Origin of the sequence: Saccharothrix sp. AJ9571 (assembly GCF_021725495.1) — a bacterium.
GTDB lineage: Bacteria > Actinomycetota > Actinomycetes > Mycobacteriales > Pseudonocardiaceae > Amycolatopsis > Amycolatopsis magusensis.
Genome location: NZ_CP091382.1, coordinates 1975677 through 2001931, shown reverse-complemented (window position 1 = coordinate 2001931; position 26255 = coordinate 1975677). Strand labels below are relative to the sequence as shown.

Sequence of the window (26255 nt, the reverse complement as noted above, 5' to 3'; positions counted from 1 at the left end):
GGAGGTGTGCGGTGTTCGAACGGCGGACGGTTCTGCGGGCGGCGGCGGTGACTCCGGTGGTGTTTTCGCCCATCGTGCTGGCCGCTTGCTCGGGTGACGAGGGTGGCGGGACCAATCCCGGCGGTGACGGGCAGCAACCCGAGCCGCCCAAGGCCGTGCTCACCGCGGAACCCGCGGTGGACGCCAAGGACGCGCCGGTGGTGAAGCCGGTCACGGTGAAGGTGACCGACGGCACACTGACCGAGGTCAAGGTGACCAATCCGGAGGGCAAGGAGCTCGAAGGCGCGCTGAACCCGGAAAAAACGGTCTGGACCAGTTCGGAGCAGCTCGGGTACGGCAAGTCCTACACCTACGCGGCGAAGGCTTCGGGCAGCGACGGCAAGCCGGTCGAGCTGGCGGGCAAGTTCGACACGGTCAAGCCAGCCAAGGTGATCCGCGCCACGCTCAACCCGGGTGACGACGCCGAGGTCGGCGTCGGCATGCCGATCAGCGTGAAGTTCGAGGCCGCGGTCGGCGATCGCAAGGCCGCGCAGGCCGCGCTGGAGGTGAAGACCTCGAAGGAGGTCGAAGGCGGCTGGGCGTGGTTGTCCGACCGGCAGGTCAACTGGCGGCCGAAGGAGTACTGGCCGGCCGGCACCGTGGTCGAGGTCGCCGCCCGGCTCTACGGCGTGGACCTGGGCAAGGGCGTCTACGCCAAGGCCGACGTCACCACGAAGTTCAAGATCGGCCGCAACCAGGTGGTCAAGGTGAACACCCCCGACCACGTGATGAAGGTCTACCGCGACGGCTCCGAGCACGCGAGCTACCCGTGCAGCAACGGCAAGGACGCGGACCCGAACCTGAACACGCCGAACGGCACGCTGATCGTGATGACCAAGGAACCCACCTCGATCTTCGACAACGCGCGCTACGGCTACACCAACCTCAAGAAGAAGTGGTGCTGCCGCATCTCCAACCACGGCGAGTACATCCACGAGAACGAGGAGAACCGCGCCAACATCGGCAAGGCCAACACCTCGCACGGCTGCATCAATCTGCTCGAAGCCGACGCCAAGGCGTACTTCGACTCGGCGCTGATCGGCGACCCGGTGGAGATCACCGGCTCGCAGGCCAGTATGCCGACGACCTCCGATGTGATGGACTGGTTGCTCGACTGGAAGACTTGGCAGTCCAAGTCGGCAATCTAAGGACCCTCCTTGCTCACCGAAGTCGTCGGTGCCGGGGGTGTGCGGCTCAGCCTGCGCGTAGCGGGTGCGGCGAACGCCTCGGCCATCGTTCTCGTGCACGGCTGGGCGCAGTCGTCGCTGGCCTGGTCGGCGCAATTGGCCGACCAGGACCTGACCCGCCGCTACCGGCTGGTCGCGGTGGACCTGCGTGGCCACGGCGGTTCCGACGTGCCCGCACTCGGCTACGACGACCCGCGTGCCTGGGCCGAGGACCTCGCCGCGGTGCTCGACTTCGCCGGCAACGGCGCGCCCGTGGTGCTGGTCGGCTGGTCCTACGGCGGGCTGGTGATCACCGACTACCTGCGGGTGCACGGCACCACGAACATCGCGGGCGTGGTGCTGACCGGGGCGATCACCGAGATCGGGCGGAACCGGCCCGGCGGCCGGATCGGCCCGGCCATGCGTGCCGCGCTGCCCGCCGCGCTGTCCGACGACCCCGGTGAAGCCGTGCCCGCGCTCACCGCCCTGTGCTCGGGGATGTCCGCTCGGCCGGTCGACGGCCCGTTCACGCAGTCGCTGCTGGGCACCAGCCTTTCGGTGCCGCCCGCGGTGCGCGCGGCGCTGTTCCGCCGGGACGTGGACAGCTCGGTGGTGCTCTCCGGGCTCGACGTCCCGGCGCTGGTCATCCACGGCACGGACGACCAAGTGGTGGATCTTTCCGCCTCCGAATACGCCGCGGGGAAGATTGCGGGTGCCCGGACGCGTTGGATGCCAGGGACAGGGCACCTTCCGTTCGTCGAGGCCGCCGCGGAGTTCAACTCGGCGCTCAGCCAGTTCGCCGGCGAACGGCTCGCCCACTGAGCTGCGCGGAGTGAACAAGGAGCGACCACGTGACGGTCACGTTGCACAGGGCCACGCGCTGGCCACGCCGGGTTGCGGTGCTGTCGGTGCACACCTCGCCGCTGGAGCAGCCGGGTACCGGTGACGCCGGCGGGATGAACGTCTACATCAGCCAGACCGCCACCGAGATGGCCCGCCGCGGGATCAGCGTCGAGGTGTTCACCCGCGCCACCTCCTCCGACCAGCCGCCGGTGGCCGAGCTGGCGCCGGGCGTGCTGGTGCGGCACGTGCCCGCCGGGCCGTTCGAGCCGCTCGGGCGCGACGAACTGCCCGCGCAGCTGTGCGCGTTCACCTCGGGCGTGCTGCGCACCGAGGCCTTCCAGGACCCGGGCCACTACGACGTGATCCATTCGCACTACTGGCTGTCCGGCCAGGTCGGGTGGCTCGCGCGCGACCGCTGGGGCGTGCCGCTGGTGCACACCGCGCACACGCTGGCCAAGGTGAAGAACGCGCTGCTCGCCGAGGGGGACACCCCGGAGCCGCGCACCCGCGTGATCGGCGAGGAGCAGATCGTCGCCGAGGCCGACCGGCTGGTGGCGAACACCGCGGTCGAAGCCCGTGAGCTGGTCAGCCTGTACGGCGCGTCGCCGACGGCCGTGCACACCGTCTCGCCGGGCGTTGACCTGGACCGCTTCACCCCGGGGTCGAAGCACGTCGCCCGCGCCGCGCTCGGCCTGCCGCGGGACGCGGTCGTGCTGGCCTTCGCCGGGCGCATCCAGCCGCTCAAGGCGCCCGATGTGCTGCTGCACGCGGCCGCGGCCATGCTGCGGCGCGACCCGGGGCTGGCCGACCGGCTGGTGGTGCTGATCGTCGGCGGGCCGTCCGGCAGCGGGCTCGACCAGCCGCAGGCGCTCAAGGAACTGGCGGTCACCCTCGGTATCGAACGGCAGACGCGGTTCCTGCCGCCGCAGCCCGGTGCGGCGCTCGTGGATGTTTACCGGGCGGCCGACGTGGTAGCCGTGCCCAGTTACAACGAGTCGTTCGGGTTGGTGGCGGTGGAAGCGCAGGCTTGCGGCACGCCGGTGGTGGCCGCCGAGGTCGGCGGGCTGCCGGTGGCGGTGGCGCACGGGGTGTCCGGGTTGCTGGTGCCGACGCACCGCGCGCGGGACTGGGCCGGTGCGCTGGCTTCGGTCGCGCTCGAACCCGGGTGGCACGCAGAACTGGCGGCGAACGCCGTGCAGCACGCGCGCCGCTTTTCCTGGCGGCGCACCACCGACGCGTTGCTGGACGCCTACGCCGAGGCGTCGGTGTCCTTCGGGGCGTTCCGGACGGAGGTAGCGGTTTGACCGCGGACAGCGTGATCAAGTCCACTTTGGACGCAGCGGGCTTGTCCTACGAGCAGAAGGGTGAGGGGCGGTACTTCGTCACCCTGCCCGGAACCAAGAAGCTGCAGACCAACTGCTGGCTGATCGCCGGTGAGCACGCGTTCTCGGTGGAGGCGTTCGTCTGCCGCCGACCGGACGAAGCACACGAAGAGGTTTACCGATACCTGTTGCGCCGCAACGCGAAGCTCTACTCGGTGCACTACACAGTGGACGCGATCGGGGACATCTACCTGGTCGGCAGGCTGGCGCTGGGCGCGGTCACCGAGGCGGAGCTGGACAAGATCCTCGGCCAGGTGCTCGAAGCCGCCGACGGCGACTTCAACACGCTGCTGGAGATCGGCTTCGCCACCTCGATCAAGCGGGAATGGGACTGGCGGGTCTCGCGGGGTGAGTCGCTGGCGAACCTTCAGGCGTTCAAGCACCTGATGGAGCCGGAGTCGGCGGCCGCGGGACCGGTGATGGATTCGTGATACCCGGCGTGCAACTGTCCTGACCCCGCGTTCCGTCTACCCGCCCATGAAGCGCATGGGACAGAGACGTTGGGCGGTGACGGCGCTCGTACTGGGGGCCATGGTGCTGGGCGGGTGCACCGGCCAGGACAAGGCGTCGACGGGCGCGGCGGCGCCGGAAATGGCACCGCCGGAAATGGCCACGCCGGGTGTGGCGGCACCGAATGCCGCGTCGGAAAAAGGCACCTCGTCGGACAAGGGTGCCTCGTCCGACAAGGGTGCCTCCAAGCCGCAGTCGGGCGATTCGGCCCCGGCTCCGGTTCAGCCCGGGCAAGCACTGGCGATCACCGACCGGAAACTCGCGCGCTCGGCCACGCTGTCGATCAGCTCGGGTGATGTCGGCGCGACCGTGCAAAAAGCCACCCAGATCGCGCTCACCGCGGGCGGGTACACCGGGCAGGAACGCACGGACGACAAGCAGGCTTCGCTGAGCATCGTGGTGCCCGCGGAGAAGCTGGACCAGGTGCTGGCCGAAATTTCGGGCACCGGCGAGAAGTTGCTGCGACGCGAACTGCAGACGAAGGACGTCACCGAAGAAGTGGTGGACGTCGAGTCGCGGCTGACCACGCAGCGCGCGAGCGTGGACCGGGTGCGGGGGCTGCTCGGGCAGGCGAGCTCGATCAGCGAGATCACCTCGGTCGAACGGGAACTGACTTCGCGGGAAGCGGAGCTGGAGTCCTTGCAGGGACGGCAGAAAGCACTGGCGGGGAGCGTGGCGATGGCGACCATTTCACTGAACGTCAGCACCGTGGCCGTGGGCCCGGCGACGGTCGAGGAGGACCGGGGCTTCGTCGGCGGCCTGGCCGGCGGCTGGGACGCCTTCCTGGACTTCGGCGCGGGTTTGCTGACGGTCGTCGGTGCGGTTTTGCCCTTCGCTGTTCTGTTCGGGGTGCCTCTGTACTTCGCCATTCGGTATTACCTGCGGCGCCGGACTCCGGTTGTACCCCCCGAAAGTTCGTAGGGACCACCCCGGTTTTTGTGCCCGGGCGGCGGATGGGCTGGGGTGTCACGAATGTGGCTTTGGGGGCGTTATCCGCCCCGAAAGCCACATTTGTGACAGTGGGGTGGCCGCGAGTGTGGAACTCGGCTTCCTGAACGTGGGGTTCGGCTGCTGGAGTGCGGGGTTCGGCTTCCTGAACGTGGGACTCGCCCGGATGCAGGCCCGACGGGCGAACCCCACACTCACGCACCCGAGTTCCACACTCAGGAAGCCGAGTTCCACGTTCAGGCACCCGAACCTCACGTTCAGGCAGCTGAACTCCACGTTCAGCAGCTGACGGACACGTTCGGAAGTTGAAGGTCACGTTCAGGGGGTGAGCACCACGTTCGCAGCGAAGCGCGGCGAACCTCCGGGGGCTGGTTCAGGCGAAAAGCGGCCAGCGCTCGCCAGGGTGAGGAGCTCGCACCGTGGGGGTCCGGGGGGCTCGGCCCCCCGCTACCAACACGCCGTCCCGCCGCGGCGGGAAGCGGCGAAGCCGCGAACACCGCCGCGGAACGGCGGGACGGCTCGAGGGAGGGGGGAGTCGCGAACTCGAGCCGCCCCGCATAACGTTCCCGCCGCTAGTGGACCCGGTGACGAGGGGGGTGCCAACGGGGCCGGCGGGCCGCAGCTCGGCAGGGGGGAGACGAGCTGCGTCCTCGCTCGCTCAGGCCGGGGAGTGCGTGGAAACCAGCCGAGCGAGTCGATAGCCAACTTGGCAGAAGCAGGTCTGTAATCACAAGACTACTGGCTACTCCATTCGAGTGAAATTCTTCCACTGGGCTAACTCAACGCAGTTCAGCGGGCAACCCAATGCGGACCTGCGTGTCATTCCCAGCATTCGGGGGATAGGTCTACCCGGCGGTAACGCACTGTGGGTAGAACCCTGTTCAGCCCGTACCCGGGGGTGACCGCCCCGTCCCCGGCTGGCAGGCTGACCACCATGGCCGATCTAGGGACCTTGGTGCTCCTCCGACACGGGCAGAGCACGTGGAATGCGGAAAACCTGTTCACCGGCTGGGTGGACGTGCCGCTGTCCGAGCAGGGCGCCGCGGAGGCGAAGCGCGGCGGTGAGCTGCTCGCCGAGTCGGGCCTGCTGCCCGACGTGGTGCACACCTCGCTGCTCCGCCGCGCGATCTCGACCGCGAACCTCGCGCTCGACGCCGCCGACCGGCACTGGATCCCGGTCCGCCGGGACTGGCGCCTCAACGAGCGGCACTACGGCGCGCTGCAGGGCAAGAACAAGAAGCAGACGCTCGAGCAGTTCGGCGAGGAGCAGTTCATGCTCTGGCGCCGCTCGTACGACACCCCGCCGCCTGAGATCGACCCCGGCGACGAGTTCAGCCAGGCCGGTGACGCGCGGTACACGGGCATCGACGCGCCGCTGACCGAATGCCTCAAGGACGTGGTCGACCGGTTCATCCCGTACTGGGAGTCCGACATCGTGCCGGACCTGCGCGCCGGCCAGACCGTGCTGGTCGCCGCGCACGGCAACTCGCTGCGGGCGCTGGTGAAGCACCTCGACGGCATCTCCGACACCGACATCGCCGGGTTGAACATCCCCACCGGCATCCCGCTGCGCTACGACCTGACCGAGGACCTGAAGCCGATCACCGCCGGTGGCACCTACCTCGATCCGGAAGCCGCCAAGAAGGCCGCGGCCGCGGTCGCGAACCAGGGCCGCTGACAAATGGCTTGACGCGCGTCACGGACATCGGGATACGGTGTCCGTGACGCCCGCTGGGACGAGGAAGAGGTGAGAGCGATGGGTCCGACTCGATTCACCGCTCCTGCCGCCACCGGGCGTCGTCAGCTTGCCGAAGGCTGACCGGGAGCGGGTCCCGCACCGCTCCTGAAAGGCCAAGCACTTGACCGATCCGGTCATCCGCCCGCTCCACGCGGGCGAAGGTTCCCTGTTCGACACCCTGGACGTTCCGCAGCTGGTCGGCTTCGGCGTCTTCGGCCGGAAGTTCGCCGAGATGTGGGCCAAGGGTGAGTACCGCCCCGAGTGGACCTGGGTCGCCCTGCGCGACGGCGAGGTGGTCGCCCGCGCCGCGTGGTGGGGTGGTCCCGAAGACACCGAGCCCGTCGCGCTGGACTGGTTCGACTTCACCGACCGGGAAGCGGCCGTCGAGCTGCTGCGCGCACCCGGTTTCCACAAAGCCGAGTACGAACTGGCGCTGCCCGCGGACTGGCGGGAGCGGCCTGAGGTCGTGGCTGCCCGGCAGGACCGCATCGATGCCGCGGTGGCGGCGGGCATGCGGCCGCTGGTCGACCGGTTCCGCTACACCTGGACCCTCGAGGACGGCCTGCCCGAGCGCCCTGGCCGCCTGGAGTACCGGCCCGAGCCGGACGACGAGGTCTTCCACGCCGCCTTCGTGCGTATCCAGGAGGGCACGCTCGACGCCCACGCGCGGCGTGCCATCGCCCAAGGCGGGCTCAAGCAGGCCGCCGACGAGGAGATGGAGTTCCTGCACTGGATGCCGTCCCCGCGCGAGTGGTGGCGGCTGGCCTACACGCCCGAGGGCGACCTGGTCGGCATCACCGTCCCGGGTCGCAACTACGGCGGCGCGGTGGTCGGCATCATCGGCGTGGTGCCCGAGCACCGCGGGCACGGCTACGGCTACGACCTGCTGGTGGAGTGCACGCACCTGCTGGTGGAGGCCGGTGAAACCCGCGTGGTGGCGGCCACCGACGTCGGCAACAAGGCGATGGCGGCGGCGTTCGAGCGTGCCGGTTATCCGGTGACCCAGGAACGAGCCGTGCTGGAGTGGCCCGCGTAGCTGCCCGGCGAGGCGTCAGAGCAGGCCCAGCTCGCCTGCTCTGACCCCCGCCTGGAAGCGGGAGGTGGCCCCCAGCGCGGTCATCAGTTCGGCCACCCGGCGGCGGTAGGTCCGCAGGCCGAGCCCGAGCGAGCGGGCCGCGGTCTCGTCCTTGCAGCCGGAGGCGAGCATGTCGAGGATGCGCGGCGCCAGCGTGCGGATCTCGGCCACGCTCGCGTCGTAGACGGCCAGTTCGGTGGCCCCGCGCCAGGCCGCTTCGAACAGCGACACCACACCCTGCACGGCCTCCTCGCCGGTCAGCACGCTGTAGCCGCGCGGGCCCGCGGTCCGGTCACCGGCCAGGATCACCACCCGCCGGTCCAGGATGATCGTCTCGTTGATCTCGTCGGCGCTGATCCGGACTTCGGCGCCGAGCCGCACCAGCTCGCCGAGGTGCCCGGCGGCGGCGCGGTCCAGCAGCAGCGCGGGCCGGTAGATCTTGCGGACCCGCTTCGCCCGGTGGTCGCCGGTGGGCTGCCTGCCCCGGTGCGACGCGGCGAAGGTGTTCAGATCGGCGGCGGCGCAGGCGACCTCGGCCGCGCTCTCGAACAGGTGCGCGGTGCGCGCGAACAGCTCTTCCTCACCCCGGACCACGGTGCTCATCCCGTCGATTCTGGCAGCAAGTTGCCGAAGGTGGAGCGGCGATCTCCGCCCGCGCAGGCTGGAACCCATGACGATCTCTCCCCTCTGGACGCTCGGCGACAAGACGGTGCACCGCCTCGGCTTCGGCGCGATGCGGCTGGCACTCGGCCCCGACGGCGCCGAACGCGACCCCGAGCAGGGCGTGGCGGTGCTGCGCAAGGCCGTCGAACTCGGCGTCGACCACATCGACACGGCCGCCTTCTACTTCCACGGCGCCGTCTCGGCGAACGAACTGATCAACCGGGCGCTCCGGCCCTACCGCGAAGACCTGGTGATCGCCACCAAGGTCGGCCCGAGCCGGAACGCCGCGGGCGAGCACCAGCCGGAAGCCCGGCCGGACCAGCTCCGCGCGCAGGTCGAGCAGAACCTGCGCGAACTCGGCCGCGACCACCTCGACCTGGTGTACCTGCGGATCGGCAATTCGCTCGACCGCGGTGCCGGTTCGCTGGCCGAGCGGTTCGGCGTGCTCGCGGATCTGCGTGAGCAGGGCCTGATCCGGCACCTCGGCATTTCCAACGTCGGCGAGGAACACCTGGCCGAGGCGACCGCCATCGCGCCGGTGACCGCCGTGCAGAACTGGTACGGACTGTCCAAACGGGACGACGACGCGCTGCTGGAGCGCTGCACCGAGCAGGGGATCGCCTTCGTGCCGTTCTTCTCGGTGCAGAGCGGAGCTCCGGACGGCGTGGTGGCCGGGATCGCCGCCGCGCACGGCCTCACCGAGGCTCAGGTACTGCTCGCGTGGACCCTGCACCGGGCACCCAACGTGCTCGCCATTCCGGGCACCGGCAGCGTCACCCATCTCGCGGAAAACGTCGCCGCGGCGTCGGTCGAACTCGGAAAGGAGGAACTCGACCGGCTGAATTCGGCTACGAAAGTGTGAACGCGCACTGAAGCACGCGCGAACAAACCGCGCAAAGGTGTCACGGGCGTCACGACGAGGCATCCAGCACTAGGCCGAACGGCCACCTATCTGCCTACGATCCTCCCGTGACCGTGCCCGCTTCACTCGTTCTGGCCGTCGGTGCATTGGTGGCCGGCGCGGTCGCCGGATTCCTCGCGGCCTCGCTGCGCCGCCGGCGGACCGTGCGCCGGCGGCCGCCCGGCCCCACCGTCGCCGAACTGCTGTCCCGGCTGATCCACTCGTCGAACAACGGCGTGGTGGTGCTCAACCGGTTCGGCGACCGGGTGCTGCACAACCCGCGCGCCGAGGAGCTCGGCCTGGTCCGGGACAACCGGGCCGACGTCCGGGCGCGCACCGCCGCCGAGCAGGTGGTCGAAACCGACGAAGCGCTCGAAATCGACCTGTCGCCGGTGGAGACCCGCGGCCGCCAGCCGGAAGCCGTGCTGGGCGAGGTGCGCCCGCTCGGCGACGGCTTCACCGTGGTCGAGGCGGTGGACCACTCCGACGCGGTCCGCCTCGAAGCCACCCGCCGTGACTTCGTGGCCAACGTCAGCCACGAGCTGAAGACCCCGGTGGGCGCGATCGCGCTGCTCACCGAGGCCGTGCTCGACGCCGCGGAGGACACCGAGGAGGTCCGCCGCTTCGGCGGCAAGATCCTGCGCGAGTCGACGCGGCTGGGGCAGCTGGTCACCGAGCTGATCGCGCTCTCGCGGCTGCAGGGGGCCGAGCGGCTGCCCGACCTCAACGTGGTCGAGGTGGACGCGGTGGTGCGGGAGGCGCTCGGCCGGGTCCGGCTCTCGGCCGAGTCCGCCGAGATCCAGGTGACCACCGACCAGCCCAGCGGCCTGCTCATCGAGGGCGACCGCACGCTGCTGGTCACCGCGTTGTCCAACCTGCTGGAGAACGCCATCCACTACTCCTCGCCGGGCAGCCCGGTCTCGGTCAGCCGCAGGCTGGTCGACGGCGCGGTCGAGATCGCCGTGACCGACCGCGGCATCGGTATCGACGAGGCGGACCAGCAGCGGGTGTTCGAGCGCTTCTACCGCGCCGACAAGGCCCGCTCGCGGGCCACCGGCGGGACCGGCCTCGGCCTCGCCATCGTCAAGCACGTCGCCGCCAACCACGGCGGGGACGTGCGCCTGTGGAGCAGCCCGGGAACCGGCTCCACCTTCACGCTGCGCATACCCGCGCACACGCCGGACAACGGCCGACCGGCCGCCGGCAAGCAATCCGCGCCCACCCGCGCCGAAATTCCCCCCGAGCGGACTCCCCGCCTCGTGGGTGCCCAGGACGTCACCGATCATGGAGGACAGTTGTGACCAGGGTGCTGATCGTCGAGGACGAGGAGTCGTTCGCCGACCCACTGGCCTTCCTGCTGCGCAAGGAGGGCTTCACCGCCGCGGTGGCCACGACCGGCCAGCAGGCGCTGGAGGAGTTCGACCGCAACGGCGCCGACATCGTGCTGCTCGACCTGATGCTGCCGGGCATGAGCGGCACGGACGTGTGCAAGCAGCTCCGCCAGCGCTCCGGCGTGCCGGTGATCATGGTGACCGCGCGCGACAGCGAGATCGACAAGGTGGTCGGCCTGGAACTCGGCGCCGACGACTACGTGACCAAGCCGTACTCGGCCCGCGAGCTGATCGCCCGCGTGCGCGCGGTGCTCCGGCGCGGTGGTGAGCCGGGTGCCGAGGGTGAGCTCGCGCCGCTGGTGCTGGCCGCCGGTCCGGTGCGGATGGACGTCGAGCGGCACGTGGTGACCGTCGACGGCGTGGACGTCTCGCTGCCGCTCAAGGAGTTCGACCTGCTCGAGTACCTGCTGCGCAACGTGGGCCGGGTGCTCACCCGCGGGCAGCTGATCGACCGGGTGTGGGGCGCGGACTACGTCGGCGACACGAAGACGCTGGACGTGCACGTCAAACGGCTGCGGTCGAAGATCGAACCGGACCCGGGCTCGCCGCGGCACCTGGTCACCGTGCGTGGCCTGGGGTACAAGTTCGAGTCATGATCTCGGTTTAATCTCGGTTGCCGACCAGCGGGTCTGCTCAGCCGGGTACCGTTTACCCCCGTGCGCCTTGGGGTCCTCGACGTCGGTTCCAACACCGTCCACCTGCTCGTGGTGGACGCGCACCGTGGTGCCCACCCGCTGCCGATGCACTCGGAGAAGACCGTGCTGCGCCTCGCCGAGCAGATCACCGGGTCCGGTGAGCTGACCAAGGCGGGCGCGGACGACCTGGTGCGCGCGGTGGATTCGGCGAAGGCGGCGGCCTCGCGGCTGGGCTGCGCCGAGGTGATGGCCTTCGCCACCTCGGCCGTGCGCGAGGCGAAGAACTCGGCGAAGGTGCTGCGCAAGGTCACCGACGAAACCGGCGTCGACCTGCAGGTGCTCTCCGGGGTGGACGAGGCGCGGCTGACCTTCCTCGCGGTCCGCCGGTGGTTCGGCTGGTCGGCGGGCAAGCTGCTGGTGCTCGACATCGGCGGTGGCTCGCTCGAGGTCGCGATGGGCATCGACGAGGAGCCGGAACTGGCCGAGTCGCTGCCGCTGGGTGCCGGGCGGATCACCCGCACGCGGTTCAAGCACGACCCGCCGAGCCGTGCCGAGCTGATCGCCACCTCCGCGTGGCTGGAGGAGCAGCTCGCCGGGCTGGCGAAGAAGGTGGCCAAACTGGGGTTCCCCGACCGCGTGGTGGCCACCTCGAAGACCTTCCGCTCACTGGCCAGGCTGACCGGCGCGGCGCCGTCGGCGGAGGGGCAGCGCGTGCGCCGGGCGCTCACCGACACCGCGCTGCGGCAGCTGATCTCGTTCATCTCGCGGATGACCGCCGCCGATCTGGCCCAGCTGGAGGGGGTCAGCGCCAGCCGGTCCCACCAGCTGGTGGGCGGCGCGCTGGTGGCGCAGGCCGCCATGCGAGCTTTGTCACTGCAGGAACTCGAGATCTGCCCGTGGGCGTTGCGGGAGGGAGTGATCCTGCGACGGCTGGACCATTCCAACGGTGCCGAGGACACTGCACTGGGCGGACGGGGACTGGACTTCGACGACGGGCGACAGGCACGGTGGAAGGGATGACCCAAGACAGCGGTAGCGAGCAGCACCAGAAGACGGTGGCCGAACTGCTCGCCCAACACGGTGGCCAGGGCGGTGGCTCACGCCGCCGTCGTCGTCGTGCCGACGATGAGGAAGAAGCTCCGCGGCGCGACATCAGCGACACCGCTCCGCAGGCGATCATCGAGCGCATCCAGGGCGACACCCCGCCCCCGGCGAACCGGCGCAACGGCACCCCTCGCCGCTCGGGCTCGCGGCACGACTCTGGCGCGCTGCCGGTCCCGCCCCGGCAGGACTCCGGCGCGCTCCCGCGCCCGCCGCAGGATTCCGGCGCCCTGCCGCGCCCCCAGCAGGAATCGGGTGCCTTGCCGCGCCCGCCGCAGCAGGAGTCGGGCGCGCTGCCCCGGCCGCCGCAGGACGAGCCGCCGCCCCGGCGCGGTTCGCGTCGCGGAGCCCCCGAGGCCGAGTCCCCGATCGACCCGCCCACCCGGCGGGTCCCGACGCGGTCTCGCCGTCAGCAGCCCCCGCCACCTCCGCCGCCCCAGCCGGCCGGTCCGCCCTCAGGTGGGCTGTCCGCCCGCCTGGACGGCCTGGACGAGGTCGAGGCGCCTCCCGTCGAGCCGGAGCCCGGTCCGCCGCCCTCGGGCGCCTACCCGGTGCCCCCGCGCGCGCCGCGCCGTCGTGGTGGGCCGGTCCGCCGTCCCGCGCCGCCGACGCGCGAGGAGCACACCGAGCAGATCCCGGTGATCCCCGACGAGCCGGCCAACGGCCCGCCCAGCGGCTACAACAGCGGATATTCGAGCGGCTACGCCAGCGGTTACCAGAGCGGGTTCACCCCGCGACCGCCGCAGCCGGTGCCGCCACCACCGCCACCACCGCCGCCGGAGGCCGAGCCCGACGAGCCGCCCGCCGGCTTGGCGGGCTGGCGCCAGCGCCGGGACCAGGAGCGCCTGGAGGACACCCAGGCCGCGATGACCCCGGTCGGCGACGACCCGATCGACGCCGACCCCGCCGGTGGCCAGTTCGCCTCCGGCCGGTTCAGCACCGGTGACTTCGAAGCCGTGCAGCGGCCGGTGGCCGGAGAACTCGGCGGGCCCGCCTACGCCGACGACTTCGACGGGCCACCGAACCGCACCCGCTCGGCCGACTACGACGACGGGTTCGACGCGGAACTCGAAGCCGAGGTCGACGAGCTGGACGACCCGTACGCCGGCGCCGCCGGTCTCGACGCTGTCGAAGACCGGTACGAGGAAGCTTCGCCGGGCAAGCAGTGGCTGGTGATGGCCGCGCAGCTCGCGCTGGGCGTCATCGGCGGTGCCGGGGTCTGGCTGGGCTTCAACTGGCTGTGGGGCAGGCTGCCCGCCGCCGCCCTGATCGCCGCGCTGGTGGTGATCGTCGCGCTGGTCTGGATCGTCCGGAAGATCCGCCGCGCCGACGACCTGCAGACCACCGTGCTGGCGGTGCTGGTCGGGCTGGTGGTGACGGTGTCCCCCGCCGCGCTGCTCCTGTTGTCCAAGTAGGACCATGCCCGCGTGAGCATTCCCATTGGCCTGTCCACCGCTTCGGTGTGGCCGCTGAAAGCCGGGGCGGGCTTCGAACTGGCCGCCGACCTCGGCTACGACGGCGTCGAGGTGATGGTCTGGGTCGATCCGGTCAGCCAGGACGTCGGGGAGCTGCGGAAGTGGTCGAAGCGCACCGGCATGCCGGTGCTCTCGGTGCACTCGCCGTCGCTGCTGATCACCCAGCGCGTGTGGTCACCCGATCCGGTGATTCGCCTGCGCCGCAGCGTGGAGGCCGCGCAGGAGCTGGGGGCGCGCACGGTGGTGGTGCACCCGCCGTTCCGCTGGCAGCGCCGCTACGGCGACGGCTTCGCCGACCTGGTCGCCGAGCTGGAGGACGCCAGCGGGGTGGCGATCGCGGTGGAGAACATGTTCAAGGTCCGCCCGCCGGGCCGGAACCGGGACGCCAGGGTGTCCGCGTTCCGGCCGTCGATCGACCCGACCGACGTCGGGTACCGCAACTACACGCTCGACCTGTCGCACACCGCGGCCGCGGGGATGGACCCGATCGCGCTGGCCGGGCGCATGGGCGCCGGGCTGACCCACGTGCACCTGGCCGACGGCACCGGGGTGCCGAAGGACGAGCACCTGGTCCCCGGCCGCGGCGGGCAGCCGTGCGCCGAACTGCTCGAGCTGTTGCTGCGCACCGGGTTCGACGGGCAGGTCGTGCTGGAGATCAACACGCGGCGGGCCGCCGAGCCCGCGCGGCGGGTCAAGGACCTCGCCGAAGCGCTGCTGTACGCGCGCCTGCACCTCGGCCAGTGAGTTCAAGATCAACTTGTCCGGCCAGGCGGCTCGGTTTCGGCGCCACGAACACGTAAAGTTCCCGGCGTGAACCCCCTGCGATCAACGATCCTCGCCGCCGCGGGCAACGAGCGGCTGCGCCGGCTCGTGGCCACCGCGCCGGGCACCCGGGCGGTGGTCGAACGCTTCGTCGCCGGGGAAGGCCACGACCAGGCGGTCGAAGCGGTGCGGTCACTGGCGGACGCCGGGCTGACCGCCACCCTGGACTACCTCGGCGAGGACACCACCGACGCCGAGCAGGCCGAGCGCACCGTGCGGACCTACGTGGACCTGCTCGACCGGCTGCACGACGGGGGGCTGGCGCCGCACGCGGAGGTGAGCGTCAAGCTGTCGGCCATCGGGCAGAAGCTGGGGGAACGGCTGACGCTGGACAACGCCGGGCGCGTCTGCGCCGCCGCCGAGCGGTGCGGCACCACGGTGACCATCGACATGGAGGACCACACCACCACCGACGCCACCCTCGCCACGGTCGCGGACCTGCGGCGGACCTGGCCGTGGGTGGGCGCGGTGCTGCAGTCGTACCTGCGGCGGACCGAGGCGGACGCGAAGGCGCTGGCCGGTTCCCGCGTCCGGTTGTGCAAGGGGGCCTACGCGGAACCGGAGTCGGTCGCCTTCTCCGACGGGCACGAGGTGGACCGGAGCTACGTGCGCGCGGCGAACGCGCTGCTCGCCGGTGACGGGTACCCGATGTTCGCCACCCACGACCCGCGGCTGGTGGAGATCCTCGGCGAGCGGGCGCGCTGGTACGGGCGCAAGCAGGGCAGCTACGAGTTCCAGATGTTGTACGGGATCCGGCCGGACGAGCAGCGCCGGCTGGCCGGGGAGGGGGAGACCGTGCGGGTTTACGTCCCGTTCGGGGAGCAGTGGTACGGCTACCTGATGCGGCGCCTGGCCGAGCGGCCGGCGAACCTGAGCTTCTTCCTGCGCGCGCTGGCCAGCCGTTCGTGAGCGCAGGGGAAGAGGCCGTGCCCTTCGGCGCGGCGATTTCGACCCGCTCGCTCGGGGACGGCACGTTCACCGCCGACCTGCGCCCGGAGTGGTCGATCGGCACGCACCCGCACGGCGGTTTCCTGATCGCGCTGCTGGCCAAGGCCGCGCAGGCGCTGCTGGCCGAGCGCGGTGAGCCGCAGGCCGAACCGCTGGTGGTCTCGGCCGAGTTCCTGCACCCGCCTGCCATCGGCCCGGTGCTGCTGCGCACCGAACTGCACAAGCTGGGCCGCCGCGCGACGGTGGTCGGGGTGCGGCTGGAGCAACGCGGGCGCAACTGCGTCGAAGCCAGGGTGACCACCGGGCGGCTGCCCGTCCGCCGTCCGGAGTGGACGGACGTCCCGCCGGTCCCGGCCGAGCCGCCGCCCGGCGCGATCCAGATCGGCGGCAACACCGCCGAAGGCGCGTTCAACCTGGCGAAGGCGTGCGACGTGCGCCTGGACCCGTCGACCGTGGGCTACCTGGCGGGCCGGACCGCGGACGCGCCCCGCATCCGGCTGTGGGTCCGGCCGCGCGCCGGGCAGCCGGACCCGTTCTTCGCGCTGCTCGCGGGGGACGTGAACCCGCCGGTGGTGTTCAACGTGGGGCGCATGGGCTGGGCGCCGACCGTCCAGCTGACCGCCCTCGTCCGCTGCCGCCCGGCCCCCGGCTGGCTGCGCGTCCAGGTCGACTGCCGCGCCATCCACGAATCCTGGTTCGACTCGGACGCCACCGTCATCGACTCGGCGGGCCGCCTCGTCTGCCAGTCCCGCCAACTGGCCCTGGCCCCCGGCTCCTAACCCGCCCCCGCGCCCGCCCCGGCTCCCCGGCATCGGGGTGGCCGACGGATGCTATGAGTGGGGCATTACTTGCATCTAACGCAAGTAATGCCCCATTCATAGCGTTTGCCCGGCTCGAAACCGGGGGCGAGGGGTTGCTAGGCGGGGCGCTGGAGCATGACCGGGGGGCGTGGGCGCTTCTTCGCGGCCGCGTAGGCGGCGCGTAGTTCCATGACGACCTTCTCCGGCTCGGATTTCAACCGGCTGGGCAGCGTCTGCAGGAACACGATGCCCAGGCTCGTATAACGAGCGTTGCGGTCGAGCGTGTGGCGATAGTCGCTGCGCCGGTAGTGGTGCTCGAACGAGTCGATCTCCCAGGCGAAGCCCACCTCGTCGCACCACAGATCCGGCACGGCGACGCGGGCACCACCGAGGTCGAACAGCGGCACGTTCTGCTTGGCCGGTGGCAGCCCGGCCTTCCGCCAGATCGCGGCGGCCGTGGCCTCCGGGACCGAGCGAACGTCCTCACCGAGGAGCTTCAACAACGCACGCGGCAGCGCGGTGCCACGACGGCTGCCGGTCTCCAGTTCGGCGCACAGACCAGCGTGTGAGCAGAGGCCGTCGTGGATCGCTTCGATCAACAAGGCGAGGACCGGATCTCGCTTGCGCACGCGTCTTACCCCGTCGAGCACCGCACGGGCCGGGGGCGCGAGCGGAATGCCGTCGACCCACCGCGGCTCGGGTGGATGGACCGTTCGTTCGACGAACGTGAAACCGGAGCTGCGCACCTGGTGAGCGGCGGGTATCAGGAGGTGGATCTCACTGCCGGTGGGTACGTTCCGCAGGCCGTAGCGGCGTGCGGCCTCGAACCCGGTCACGATGCCGTGCCCTTCGGCATGCAGCAGCGCGGCTTCCACGCGTTGTCGCGCGGTCGGGCTGGCTCTCGCGAGCAGGACGATGCCCGGTAACAGGTGGGTCCACGGCCCGTCTGGCTGACAGCGCCGGTAGGTCGTGCTCTCCGGCACGTTCAATCGCCGCAGGTTCGCGGCGCGAATCACCCCGTACCTGGCGTGTTCGTGCAGGTAGAGGTCGGTCGAATGCGGTAGTCGGCTCATGCCGGCCGATCCTGCCGCCGAACACCGACAGTTTCGGCTCGATTGCTATGAGTGGGGCATTACTAGCGTTCAATGCAAGTAATGCCCCACTCATAGCAATCAACCCGGGGCTGGGGGCGGTGGGGCGCGCGGTGATAATTAGGGTATGGCTGTCATCGCGGTGCTCGGAGCGGGAAAGATCGGCGAGGCCCTGTTGTCGGGGTTGCTGCACGGTGGGCGCAAGCCCGGCGAGCTGCTGTTCACCGAGCGGTACCCGGAGCGGGCCGAGGAGCTGAGCCGCCGCTACGGGGTGCGCGGGGTCGACGTGCCCGAGGCCGCCAAGCTGGCCGACGTGCTGGTCGTCGCGGTCAAGCCGCAGGACATCGAGCCGTTGCTCGACGAGCTGGGCCCGCTCCTGCGCCCCGAGACCCTCGTCGTCTCCCTGTGCGCGGGCCTGCCGACCGCGTTGTACGAGCGCCGCCTGGCCGAGGGTACGCCCGTCGTCCGGGTGATGCCGAACACCCCGATGGTGGTCGGGGAGGCGATGAGCGCGATTTCACCCGGTCGATTCGCCACCGGTGAGCACCTGGCGCTCGTCGAGGAGCTGCTCAGCTGCGTCGGCACCGTCGTCCGCGTGCCCGAGTCGCAGCAGGACGCGGTCACCGCGCTCTCCGGCTCCGGCCCGGCGTACTTCTTCTTCCTGGTCGAGGCCATGATCGACGCGGGCATCCTGCTCGGCCTCCCGCGCAACATCGCCGAGAAGCTGATCGTGCAGTCGGCCGTCGGCGCGGCGAAGATGCTCGCGGAAACCGGCGAGCACCCGGTCACCCTGCGTGAGGCGGTCACCTCCCCGGCGGGCACCACGATCAACGCGATCCGCGAACTGGAGAACCACGGCGTCCGCGCGGCCCTGATCGCGGCCATCGAAGCCGCGCGCGACCGGTCGGTGGATCTGGGCAGGGCGCACGACTGACCGGTCAAGGCGGCGCGCAGCTCCGTCGAGGGTGGTGGCGGGTGACGGGTGGGCCCGCGTTCGCCTAGGTGGTTGGCCTGCAAACGGGCGAATGTTGGGGATATCGGGCCTGGTTCGGGGCATTTCCGGTGACAGGCGTCGCATTAGTCTCACCTGTCCCGCTACTCTCGCAAGAAGCACGTGCGTGTCGGTACCGCCGGTGGGGAAGCCGCGCGGCGCGACACGTGTCGAAGGACGCGGTGACTATGCCGACGAAGAAAAAACAAGAGGACCTGACACCACCACGCCAGGTCCAGTTCCTGACAGTCGCCGAGGTGGCCACGCTGATGCGGGTCTCCAAGATGACCGTCTACCGACTGGTGCACTCGGGCGAGCTACCCGCCGTCAGAGTCGGGAAATCGTTCCGGGTGCCGGAGAAGGCAGTACACGAATACCTGGACAGCGCCTACTACGACGTGGGATGACACTCCCCCGCCGATCGGTGGCCGTCCGGCCACCGGTAACCTAGAAGGCCGCTCGTCCTGATGCGCTGAACGCCGCGCCGGGCCGGGTGATCACTGACGAGAGGTTAAGGAGCACCTGTGGGCTCGGTCATCAAGAAGCGCCGCAAGCGCATGTCGAAGAAGAAGCACCGCAAACTGTTGCGCCGCACGCGGATGCAGCGTCGCAAGCAGGGCAAGTGAGCGGCGAACCACAGGTTCCATCGGCTGCGTGACCCACGCAGCGAACGGCCCGTCCGGCTCAGCCGGGCGGGCCGCCGCCATTCGTGTGGTCTGTCCCCGGAATCGGTTGAACAGGGTTAACAGCATGTAAGAGGGTCTTCCTGGCCGCCCGTCGCGAGGTAACATCTCGGGTGCGTCAGCGCGATACGGTCTTGCGTGACCAGCCGCGCACCCGAGTGACAGCGTCCGGAGCCGCGGCTGTCCCGCCCGTGAACCGATGCCCGCACACAAAAACCCGCCCAGGGGGCCGAATGCCGTCCAACATCGTGCTCGTCACCGGAGTCGGCGGAGAGCTCGGCGGCCGGCTGCTCGCCCGCCTCGGCAACAACCCCGGCTTCGAGCGCGTGATCGGCGTCGACACCACCCCACCGGCCAAGGCCGTGCTGCAGCGCATGGGCCGGGCCGAGTTCGTCCGTGCCGACATCCGCAACCCGCTGATCGCCAAGGTGATCAGCACCGCCGGGGTGGACACCGTGGTGCACGCTTCCACGACCTGCCACCCGGCCGCCCCCGGTCGCCGCACGGCGATCAAGGAGGTGAACGTGATCGGCACCATGCGGCTGCTCGCCGCGTGCCAGCGTTCGCCGAAGGTCCGCAAGCTGGTGGTGAAATCCTCCGCGGCGGTCTACGGCGCCAGCTCGCGGTCGCAGGCGGTCTTCACCGAGGACTCCGCGCTGATCCCCGCCTCGACCAGTGGTTACGCCAAGGACGCGGTCGAGATGGAGGGCTACGTGCGCGGGCTCTCGCGCCGCCGCCCGGACATCACCGTCACCATGGCGCGGTTCACCAACCTGATCGGCCCCGAGGTCGACACCGTGCTCTCCCGCTACTTCTCCCTGCCGGTCGTGCCGACCGTGCTCGGTTACGACGCCCGGATGCAGCTCCTGCACTCCTCGGACGCGCTGGCCGTGCTGGAGCAGGCCACGGTGGAGGACAAGCCCGGCGTGTTCAACGTGGGCAGTGAAGGGGTACTCACCCTGTCGCAGGCCATTCGCCGCGCGGGCCGGGTCGAGCTCCCCATGCCGCGCGGGGTGATGCCCTCCGTGGGCCGGATGCTGCGCGGGGCGCGGCTGGTGGACTTCTCCGCCGACCAGGTGCGGTTGCTCAACTTCGGCCGCGTGGTGGACATCACGAAGCTCAAGCGCGAGTTCGGCTACACCCCGCGCTGGACCACGCGGGAGGCGTTCGACGACTACGTGCAGGGCCGCGGGCTGCGGCCGGTGGTCGACGGCCCGCGACTGGCCAAGCTCGCCGGGAAGGTGGCCGTCGCGGCCGCCACGGGCCAGGCCGGCGGGCGATGAGCCGCGCGGATGGGGTCAGGAACAGCAGAAAGGAAGGCAGGGCGCAGGAAGTGACCACGAGCATGAGCGCGCAGGTGATCCCGCTGCACGGACCGGGCCGCGAGAAGGCCCCCGAGCCGTCGGCCGCGCCCCCGCGGCCCGAAGGCGCCGCGGAGGAAGCGACCAGGCACGCCGACGCCCCGGTCGTCCCGTTCCCGAAGGCCCGGCCGGCGCCGACCGCCGCCGAGGTCGAGGCCGACCTGCCCGACGCGCTGGTCTCCCTGCTGAAGTTCGTGCGCAACCGGCTCACCGGCGACTACGTCGTCGACGAGTTCGGGTTCGACGCCGAGCTGACCGACGCGCTGCTGATGCCGCCCTTCCGGTTGCTCTACGAGAAGTGGTTCCGGGTGAGCACGCACGGCGTGCACAACCTGCCGGTCGACGGTGGCGCGCTGCTGGTCAGCAATCATTCGGGCACCGTCCCGCTGGACGCGCTGATGACCGCGGTCGCCGTGCACGACGAGCACCCCGAGCACCGGCACCTGCGTGGTCTCGGCGCCGACCTGGTGTTCCGGATGCCGCTGGTCGGTTCGCTGGCGCGCAAGTCGGGTCAGACGCTGGCCTGCAACCCGGACGCGGAGCGGCTGCTGCGCGCGGGGGAGCTGGTGGGCGTGTGGCCGGAGGGCTTCAAGGGCATCGGCAAGCCGTTCTCGTCGCGGTACAAACTGCAACGCTTCGGCCGGGGCGGTTTCGTCTCGGCGGCGATGCGGACCGGGGTGCCGATCATCCCGTGCTCGATCATCGGCGCGGAGGAGATCTACCCGAAGATCGGCGACATCAAGCCGCTGGCGCGCCTGCTGGGGCTGCCGTACTTCCCGGTGACGCCGTTCTTCCCGCTGCTGGGCCCGCTGGGCGCCGTTCCGCTGCCGACGAAGTGGCACATCGAATTCGGCGAGCCGATCCGCACGGACCAGTTCGGCCCGGAAGCCGAGGACGACCCGATGCTGGTGTTCAACCTGACCGACCAGGTCCGCGAATCGATCCAGCACACCCTCTACCAGCGCCTCTCACAACGCCGCAGCATCTTCCGCGACTGATCCCCGCCCGGGGTCATTGCCCGAACGTGGACCTCAGCCGCCTGAACGCGGAACTCGCCTGCCCGAACGTGGGACTCGGCTTCCTGAACGTGGGACTCGGTTGCGTGAGGGTGGGTCAGCGGCGGCGGTAGGCGAGGCCGGCGGCGACGGCGCCGGCCACGGCACCGGCGCCCAGGACGGAGGGCACGCCGATCTTGGCGGCCTTGCGGCCCGTGCGGAAGTCCCGGATCTCCCAGCCCCGGGCCCTGGCGACCTCCCGCAGGCCCGAGTCCGGGTTCACCGCGACCGAGGTGCCGACGGCCGAAAGCATCGGGATGTCGTTCGACGAGTCCGAGTACGCCGTGCAGCGCCGCAGGTTCAGGCCTTCGCGGGCGGCCAGCGCGCGCACCGCGTGCGCCTTCGCGCGGCCGTGCAGCAGGTCCCCGACCAACCGTCCGGTGTAGACACCGTCGACGCTTTCGGCGACCGTGCCGAGCGCACCGGTCAGGCCGAGGCGTCGCGAGATGATCGCGGCCAGCTCGACCGGCGTCGCGGTGACCAGCCAGACGCGCTGCCCGGCTTCGAGGTGCATCTGCGCCAGCGCCCTGGTGCCGGACCAGATCTTCTCGGCCATCAGCTCGTCGTAGATCTCCTCGCCGACGTCGACCATCTCCTGCACCGTGCGACCGGCCACAAAGGACAGGCCCTTCTCGCGGTGGGACTTGATGTCGTCGTGGTTCTCCCGGCCGCCGATCCGGAACTTCAGCTGCTGCCAGGCGAACCCGGCCAGGTCGGCGGTGGTGAAGAAGTTCCGCGAGGCCAGCCCGCGGACGAAGTGGAAGATCGACGCGCCCATCATCATCGTGTTGTCCACGTCGAAGAAGGCGGCGGCGGTCAGGTCCGGCGGGGTGGCGGCGGCCGGGGGCCCGATCTGGCCGACCTCGGCGGGCCCGGCGACCGGCTCCGGCGGTACCTCACCGGAAGCCAGGTCCTGCGCGGGCACGGTCAGCACGGCCGACGGAGCCTGCTCCATCGCGACGGCGGCTTCGGCGGAGGCCTCACCGGCCATTTCCGCGAGCCGCTCCAGCTCCTGACTCTTATCCTTGCCCCACCGCGCCACGCTCACCGCCTCCGATTAGTGGGAAACGCCTGTGCACAGGGTAGCGAGCCGGGGTGGCCGACGGGTTACCAGCCGACCCTCACCTCGGGCAATCCCGGCAACAGTGGGGGAAGTCTCAGCAGTTCACCAGGTGGCGGCGGGGTTATCGGCGGCCGCGGCCAGGTCACCGGAGGTGGCGCCCCGGTCACCGGCGGTGCATGCACGGGCGCCTCGGTGAGCACCGGCGAGGCGGTCACCGGACGGTCGTCGACCGGCGGGCTGACCACGGTCTGCGACTCCGGCCGGTCGACCGGTACGCGGGCCGGTTCCTCCTCGACCGCGCCCGGCTGCGGCGGACCGCCGTCGCCGCAGCCGCCCGAAGCGGGCAGCGCGCCCAGATCGTCGTGCCTGCCCGAGGTGATCTGGTAGCAGTCCATCCGCCCGGCGAGCGCGGCCGCGCGCTGGTCGACCCGGTCCACCAGCACGACAGCGTTGTCATAGGCCGTACCGGCGCCCGCCGGGACCGACGGTCGCAGCTCGACCAGGAGCCGCGACTGCTCGGCGGCCCATCCGCGCAGGCCGGACAGCTGGTCGCCCGAAGTTCCGGTGGCGACCGCGGTCAGCTCGGCGGTCCCGCGCCGGGTCGCGTCGCCGAAGCCGTCCAAGGCGGTCCGGAACTCGGCGACCCCGCGGTCGCCGATCGCCCGCAGCTCCGCCAGCCGGCTTCCGGCGTGGTCGAGCCGTTTGCCCGCGCGGGCCTCGTCGTCGAAGGTCAGGCCGACCGTCGCGGTCTCGCCCGCCAATTTCACTCCGTAGAGGGAATCGCCGGGCAGTGCGTCCCCGGCGAGCACCAGGCCAAGCCCGCCCAGCGCGAGCACCGCGGTGAGCCCGCCGACCACCGCGGGTCCCAGCCGCAGGCGGCGGCGCGGGGGAGGCGGCGGTTCCGGACGTGCCTCGATGGCGGCGGCGATGCGCTCCTTGACCTCCGGGCCGGGGGCCGCCGTGTCGCCGAGCAGGCGCAGTTGGCTGACCAGATCGAGCTCGTGGCGGAACTCGTCGTCCTCGGACGACGGGTCCTCGACGGCTCGCGCGAATCGGTCGCGCTCGCGCTCCCACGGCAGCTTCACGGCTGGCTAACGAACAGCCGATAACGACAGTTACGGGATACTCCCGAGTACCTACCGCAAACCACTCGGGAGGAGCTGGGCCAGGCGGCGGACCGCCCGGTGCTGCAGGGCCTTGATGGCGCCTTCGTTGCGCTGCATGATCTCCGCCGTCTCGGCCACCGAGAGCCCCTGCATGAACCGCAGCAGGATGCATTCGCGCTGGTCAGTGCCGAGTTGGTCGATGCAGCGGAAGAGTTCGGAGTTGGTCGCGCGGCTGATCACCTGCTGCTCGGGACCCGCCGGGGCCTGTGCGGTGGAGCCGGTGAACGGGCTGGCCCCGCCTTCGGAGACCTCGTCGGTGACCACTTCGAGGCGGAACCGGCTGGACTTGACGTGGTCGAGGATCAGGTTGCGGGCGATGGTGACGAACCAGGCACCCACGTCGCGGCCCTGGTAGCTGACCGAGGTGATCCGGCGCAGGGCGCGCAGGAAGGTCTCGCTGGTCACGTCCTCGGCCAGATCGCGATCGCCGAGCCGGAAGAGCACGTACCGGAAGACCATGTCCACGTACCGGTCGTACAGCTTGCCGAAGGCGCCGGCGTCACCCTGCTGCGCGGCGTGCACCAGGTCCCACGCCTCGGCCTTGGCGGCTTCGGCCTGCGCGGTGCGCTGCGCGGAAACGTCCCGCCGGCTCGGCACGCTCGCGCCGATGAGCGGCATCGAACCGCCGGCCATGGCGACTTGCAGGCTCATCGTTTCGCACCTCCCAGGCCCTTTTGGCGAGCCATCGAGTGATCGACACCACCCCAGGACCAGTGCAGCATACGTGTTGTTACCGCGAAGTAGGTAGTGGTGTTCCGGTGACGTAACAGCCACGACTGGGCGATATCCCCGCACCGGGGGATGGGGATGACAGACTGGTTACGGTGTGAGTGGGCTCGCGGAAGGGGTTGGGATTTGTCGTCCGAACAGGGGAATCACCAGGACCACCAGGCGGCGTCCGGCACCGTGGGCAACGTCTCGGAGCTGGTCGCGAGAGCCGCAGGGAACTGGCCGGATTCACTCGCACTGATCGATTCAGGAACCGGCCGCCGGAGCACCTGGGCACAGGCCGACGCGGCGGTGAACGCCGAAGCGCGCCGGTTGCTCGACGCCGGGCTGAGCCGGGGCGACCGGGTGATCGTGCGGCTGCCGACCTCGACCGCGTTCGCCGTCTCGCTGTTCGGCGTGGTGCGTGCGGGCGGCATCGCCGTGCCGCTGTCCCCGCAGGCCCCGGCCGCCGAGGTCCAGCCGCTGGTCGAGCACAGCGGCGCGAAGCTGGTGATCAGCCACGACCCGGAGGCCGAGGAGCTGCCGGAGGGCGTCACCGCGCTGCCGCCCGGCGAGGCGACCGCCACCGGGGACCCGGTCGAGCCGGTCGGCGCCGGTGAGGACATCGCCGTGGTGTCGTACACCTCGGGCACCACCGGGCCGCCGCGCGGCGTGATGCTGTCGCACCGGGCGCTGCTGGCGAACATCGAGCAGCTCTCGGCCGTGCGGCCCGCGGTGCTCCAGCACTCCGACCGCGTGTTCATCGCGATCCCGCTGTTCCACGTCTACGGCCTGGGCCCCGGCCTGTTGCAGGCGGCCTCGGTGGGGGCCACCGTGGTGCTGTCCGAGCGGTTCGACGCCCGGCGCGCGCTGGCCGACTGCGCCGAGTTCCGCGTCACCACGATCGCCGGTGTGCCCGCGATGTACGCCGAGTTCGCCGCGCTGGACGCCGACGAACTGGGCGCCGGGCTGGCCACCGTGCGCCGGATGACCTCGGGCGCGGCGCCGCTGCACCCGAGGGTGCTGGCGGCGATCCGGTCGGCGACCGGGATGGACGTCTACGAGGGCTACGGCCTGACCGAAGCCGCGCCGGTGGTGACCACGACGCTGGTCACCGGCTACCCCAAGCCCGGCTCGGTCGGGCGGCCGCTGCCCGGTGTCGAGCTGCGGCTGGTGGACAGCGACGGCACGGCCGGGCCGGTGCTGTCCGATCCCGACGACTTCGTGGACAGCTTCGACGAGGAGGACGGCGGCACCGGGCTGGTCGCGGTGCGCGGCGCGAACCTGTTCTCCGGGTACTGGCCCGACGGCGCGCACGGCCCGGACGGCGAGGGCTGGTTCCGCACCGGCGACGTCGGCTACCTGGACACCGACGGCGACCTGCACCTGGTCGACCGCGCCAACGACCTGATCATCGTGAACGGGTTCAACGTCTACCCGAACGAGGTCGAGTCGGTGCTCACCGAGCTGCCCGAGGTGGTCGAGGCGGCGGTGGTCGGCGTGGTCGACGAGCGCAGCGGCGAGGCGGTCAAGGCCGTCGTCGTGGTCGCGCCGGGTGCTTCGCTGTCGGCGCAGCAGGTGGTCGACCACTGCGCGGGCAAGCTCGCCGGGTACAAGGTCCCGCACAGCGTCGAGTTCGCCGAGAACCTGCCGCATTCGGCGACCGGCAAGCTGCGCCGCCTGCGACTTCGGTAGGAAGG

26 protein-coding genes are annotated in these 26255 nt (G+C 71.0%); 21 read left to right on the top strand and 5 right to left on the bottom strand.

What is annotated here, in order from left to right:
- The first annotated feature begins 11 nt into the window (after positions 1–11).
- From L3Q67_RS08520 to L3Q67_RS08490, 7 genes are all read left to right on the top strand, one after another.
- Entirely contained in the window at positions 12–1187 is a 1176-nt protein-coding gene (locus L3Q67_RS08520) for a L,D-transpeptidase (RefSeq protein WP_499189001.1), read from the top strand.
- Between the two features lie 9 nt (positions 1188–1196).
- Positions 1197–2027 carry an alpha/beta fold hydrolase gene (locus tag L3Q67_RS08515; protein ID WP_499189000.1) on the top strand — a complete coding sequence of 277 codons (831 nt, stop codon included), beginning with the start codon at positions 1197–1199 and terminating at the stop codon, positions 2025–2027.
- A gap of 29 nt (positions 2028–2056) precedes the next feature.
- Positions 2057–3352, top strand: coding sequence for a D-inositol-3-phosphate glycosyltransferase (mshA, locus tag L3Q67_RS08510; protein WP_499188999.1), 1296 nt, complete (start codon positions 2057–2059; stop codon positions 3350–3352).
- Positions 3349–3861, top strand: a complete 513-nt coding sequence (locus tag L3Q67_RS08505; RefSeq protein ID WP_499188998.1) for a type III secretion system chaperone family protein — start codon at positions 3349–3351, stop codon at positions 3859–3861. The genes mshA and L3Q67_RS08505 overlap by 4 nt, the downstream gene beginning before the upstream one ends.
- Positions 3862–3916: 55 nt before the next feature.
- A complete protein-coding gene (locus L3Q67_RS08500) occupies positions 3917–4861 on the top strand; it encodes a DUF4349 domain-containing protein (RefSeq protein ID WP_499188997.1) in 945 nt (314 codons plus the stop codon).
- 961 nt (positions 4862–5822) lie between these two features.
- On the top strand, positions 5823–6566 hold the full coding sequence (locus L3Q67_RS08495) for a 2,3-diphosphoglycerate-dependent phosphoglycerate mutase (RefSeq protein WP_499188996.1): 744 nt from the start codon (positions 5823–5825) through the stop codon (positions 6564–6566).
- Between the two features lie 181 nt (positions 6567–6747).
- A complete protein-coding gene (locus tag L3Q67_RS08490) occupies positions 6748–7662 on the top strand; it encodes a GNAT family N-acetyltransferase (protein ID WP_499188995.1) in 915 nt (304 codons plus the stop codon).
- Between the two features lie 15 nt (positions 7663–7677).
- On the opposite strand, the gene L3Q67_RS08485 is transcribed toward L3Q67_RS08490, so the two are convergent.
- The gene (locus L3Q67_RS08485; protein ID WP_499188994.1) at positions 7678–8304 is read right to left on the bottom strand and encodes a helix-turn-helix domain-containing protein; all 627 of its coding nucleotides are present in this window, start codon (positions 8302–8304) and stop codon (positions 7678–7680) included.
- 67 nt (positions 8305–8371) lie between these two features.
- On the opposite strand from L3Q67_RS08485, the gene L3Q67_RS08480 reads away from it, so the two are divergent.
- From L3Q67_RS08480 to L3Q67_RS08445, 8 genes are all read left to right on the top strand, one after another.
- Entirely contained in the window at positions 8372–9226 is an 855-nt protein-coding gene (locus L3Q67_RS08480; protein WP_499188993.1) for an aldo-keto reductase family protein, read from the top strand.
- Between the two features lie 107 nt (positions 9227–9333).
- Positions 9334–10566: a sensor histidine kinase gene (locus tag L3Q67_RS08475; RefSeq protein WP_499188992.1), complete on the top strand. Its 1233-nt coding sequence runs from the start codon at positions 9334–9336 to the stop codon at positions 10564–10566.
- Complete coding sequence (locus L3Q67_RS08470) at positions 10563–11252, top strand: response regulator (protein WP_209663830.1); 690 nt, start codon at positions 10563–10565, stop codon at positions 11250–11252. Before L3Q67_RS08475 ends, L3Q67_RS08470 begins: the two co-directional genes overlap by 4 nt.
- A 60-nt stretch (positions 11253–11312) precedes the next feature.
- Positions 11313–12311: a Ppx/GppA family phosphatase gene (locus L3Q67_RS08465; RefSeq protein WP_499188991.1), complete on the top strand. Its 999-nt coding sequence runs from the start codon at positions 11313–11315 to the stop codon at positions 12309–12311.
- Positions 12308–13807: an Rv0497 family membrane protein gene (locus tag L3Q67_RS08460; RefSeq protein ID WP_499188990.1), complete on the top strand. Its 1500-nt coding sequence runs from the start codon at positions 12308–12310 to the stop codon at positions 13805–13807. The genes L3Q67_RS08465 and L3Q67_RS08460 overlap by 4 nt, the downstream gene beginning before the upstream one ends.
- A gap of 12 nt (positions 13808–13819) precedes the next feature.
- Positions 13820–14611 carry a sugar phosphate isomerase/epimerase family protein gene (locus L3Q67_RS08455; protein WP_282772982.1) on the top strand — a complete coding sequence of 264 codons (792 nt, stop codon included), beginning with the start codon at positions 13820–13822 and terminating at the stop codon, positions 14609–14611.
- 66 nt (positions 14612–14677) lie between these two features.
- Entirely contained in the window at positions 14678–15598 is a 921-nt protein-coding gene (locus L3Q67_RS08450) for a proline dehydrogenase family protein (protein WP_499188989.1), read from the top strand.
- On the top strand, positions 15595–16416 hold the full coding sequence (locus L3Q67_RS08445) for a thioesterase family protein (RefSeq protein WP_282772980.1): 822 nt from the start codon (positions 15595–15597) through the stop codon (positions 16414–16416). Before L3Q67_RS08450 ends, L3Q67_RS08445 begins: the two co-directional genes overlap by 4 nt.
- Before the next feature lie 137 nt (positions 16417–16553).
- Here L3Q67_RS08445 and L3Q67_RS08440 read toward each other — a convergent pair whose 3' ends face one another.
- Positions 16554–17510, bottom strand: a complete 957-nt coding sequence (locus L3Q67_RS08440; RefSeq protein ID WP_499188988.1) for a hypothetical protein — start codon at positions 17508–17510, stop codon at positions 16554–16556.
- A 145-nt stretch (positions 17511–17655) separates the two neighbouring features.
- Between L3Q67_RS08440 and proC the strand changes: the two genes are divergently transcribed.
- From proC to L3Q67_RS08415, 5 genes are all read left to right on the top strand, one after another.
- Positions 17656–18462, top strand: coding sequence for a pyrroline-5-carboxylate reductase family protein (gene proC / locus L3Q67_RS08435; RefSeq protein ID WP_499188987.1), 807 nt, complete (start codon positions 17656–17658; stop codon positions 18460–18462).
- 245 nt (positions 18463–18707) lie between these two features.
- Entirely contained in the window at positions 18708–18926 is a 219-nt protein-coding gene (locus tag L3Q67_RS08430; RefSeq protein ID WP_113695703.1) for a helix-turn-helix domain-containing protein, read from the top strand.
- Between the two features lie 117 nt (positions 18927–19043).
- Positions 19044–19145, top strand: a complete 102-nt coding sequence (locus L3Q67_RS08425) for a 30S ribosomal protein bS22 (protein ID WP_017986394.1) — start codon at positions 19044–19046, stop codon at positions 19143–19145.
- Positions 19146–19435: 290 nt separating this feature from the next.
- On the top strand, positions 19436–20485 hold the full coding sequence (locus L3Q67_RS08420; protein ID WP_499188986.1) for a Rossmann-fold NAD(P)-binding domain-containing protein: 1050 nt from the start codon (positions 19436–19438) through the stop codon (positions 20483–20485).
- 62 nt (positions 20486–20547) lie between these two features.
- Positions 20548–21561, top strand: coding sequence for a lysophospholipid acyltransferase family protein (locus L3Q67_RS08415; RefSeq protein ID WP_499188985.1), 1014 nt, complete (start codon positions 20548–20550; stop codon positions 21559–21561).
- A 115-nt stretch (positions 21562–21676) separates the two neighbouring features.
- On the opposite strand, the gene L3Q67_RS08410 is transcribed toward L3Q67_RS08415, so the two are convergent.
- From L3Q67_RS08410 to L3Q67_RS08400, 3 genes are read right to left on the bottom strand one after another with little or no spacing between them, the layout of a single operon-like run.
- Positions 21677–22666 (bottom strand): HAD family hydrolase, encoded by a 990-nt coding sequence (locus L3Q67_RS08410; protein ID WP_499188984.1) that lies wholly within the window; start codon positions 22664–22666, stop codon positions 21677–21679.
- 59 nt (positions 22667–22725) lie between these two features.
- Positions 22726–23766, bottom strand: coding sequence for a DUF5667 domain-containing protein (locus L3Q67_RS08405; protein ID WP_499188983.1), 1041 nt, complete (start codon positions 23764–23766; stop codon positions 22726–22728).
- A 51-nt stretch (positions 23767–23817) separates the two neighbouring features.
- Positions 23818–24465, bottom strand: coding sequence for a sigma-70 family RNA polymerase sigma factor (locus tag L3Q67_RS08400; protein WP_499191463.1), 648 nt, complete (start codon positions 24463–24465; stop codon positions 23818–23820).
- A gap of 183 nt (positions 24466–24648) precedes the next feature.
- Here L3Q67_RS08400 and L3Q67_RS08395 point away from each other — a divergent pair, with 183 nt between their 5' ends.
- Positions 24649–26250: an acyl-CoA synthetase family protein gene (locus L3Q67_RS08395; protein ID WP_499188982.1), complete on the top strand. Its 1602-nt coding sequence runs from the start codon at positions 24649–24651 to the stop codon at positions 26248–26250.
- Positions 26251–26255 lie beyond the last annotated feature (5 nt).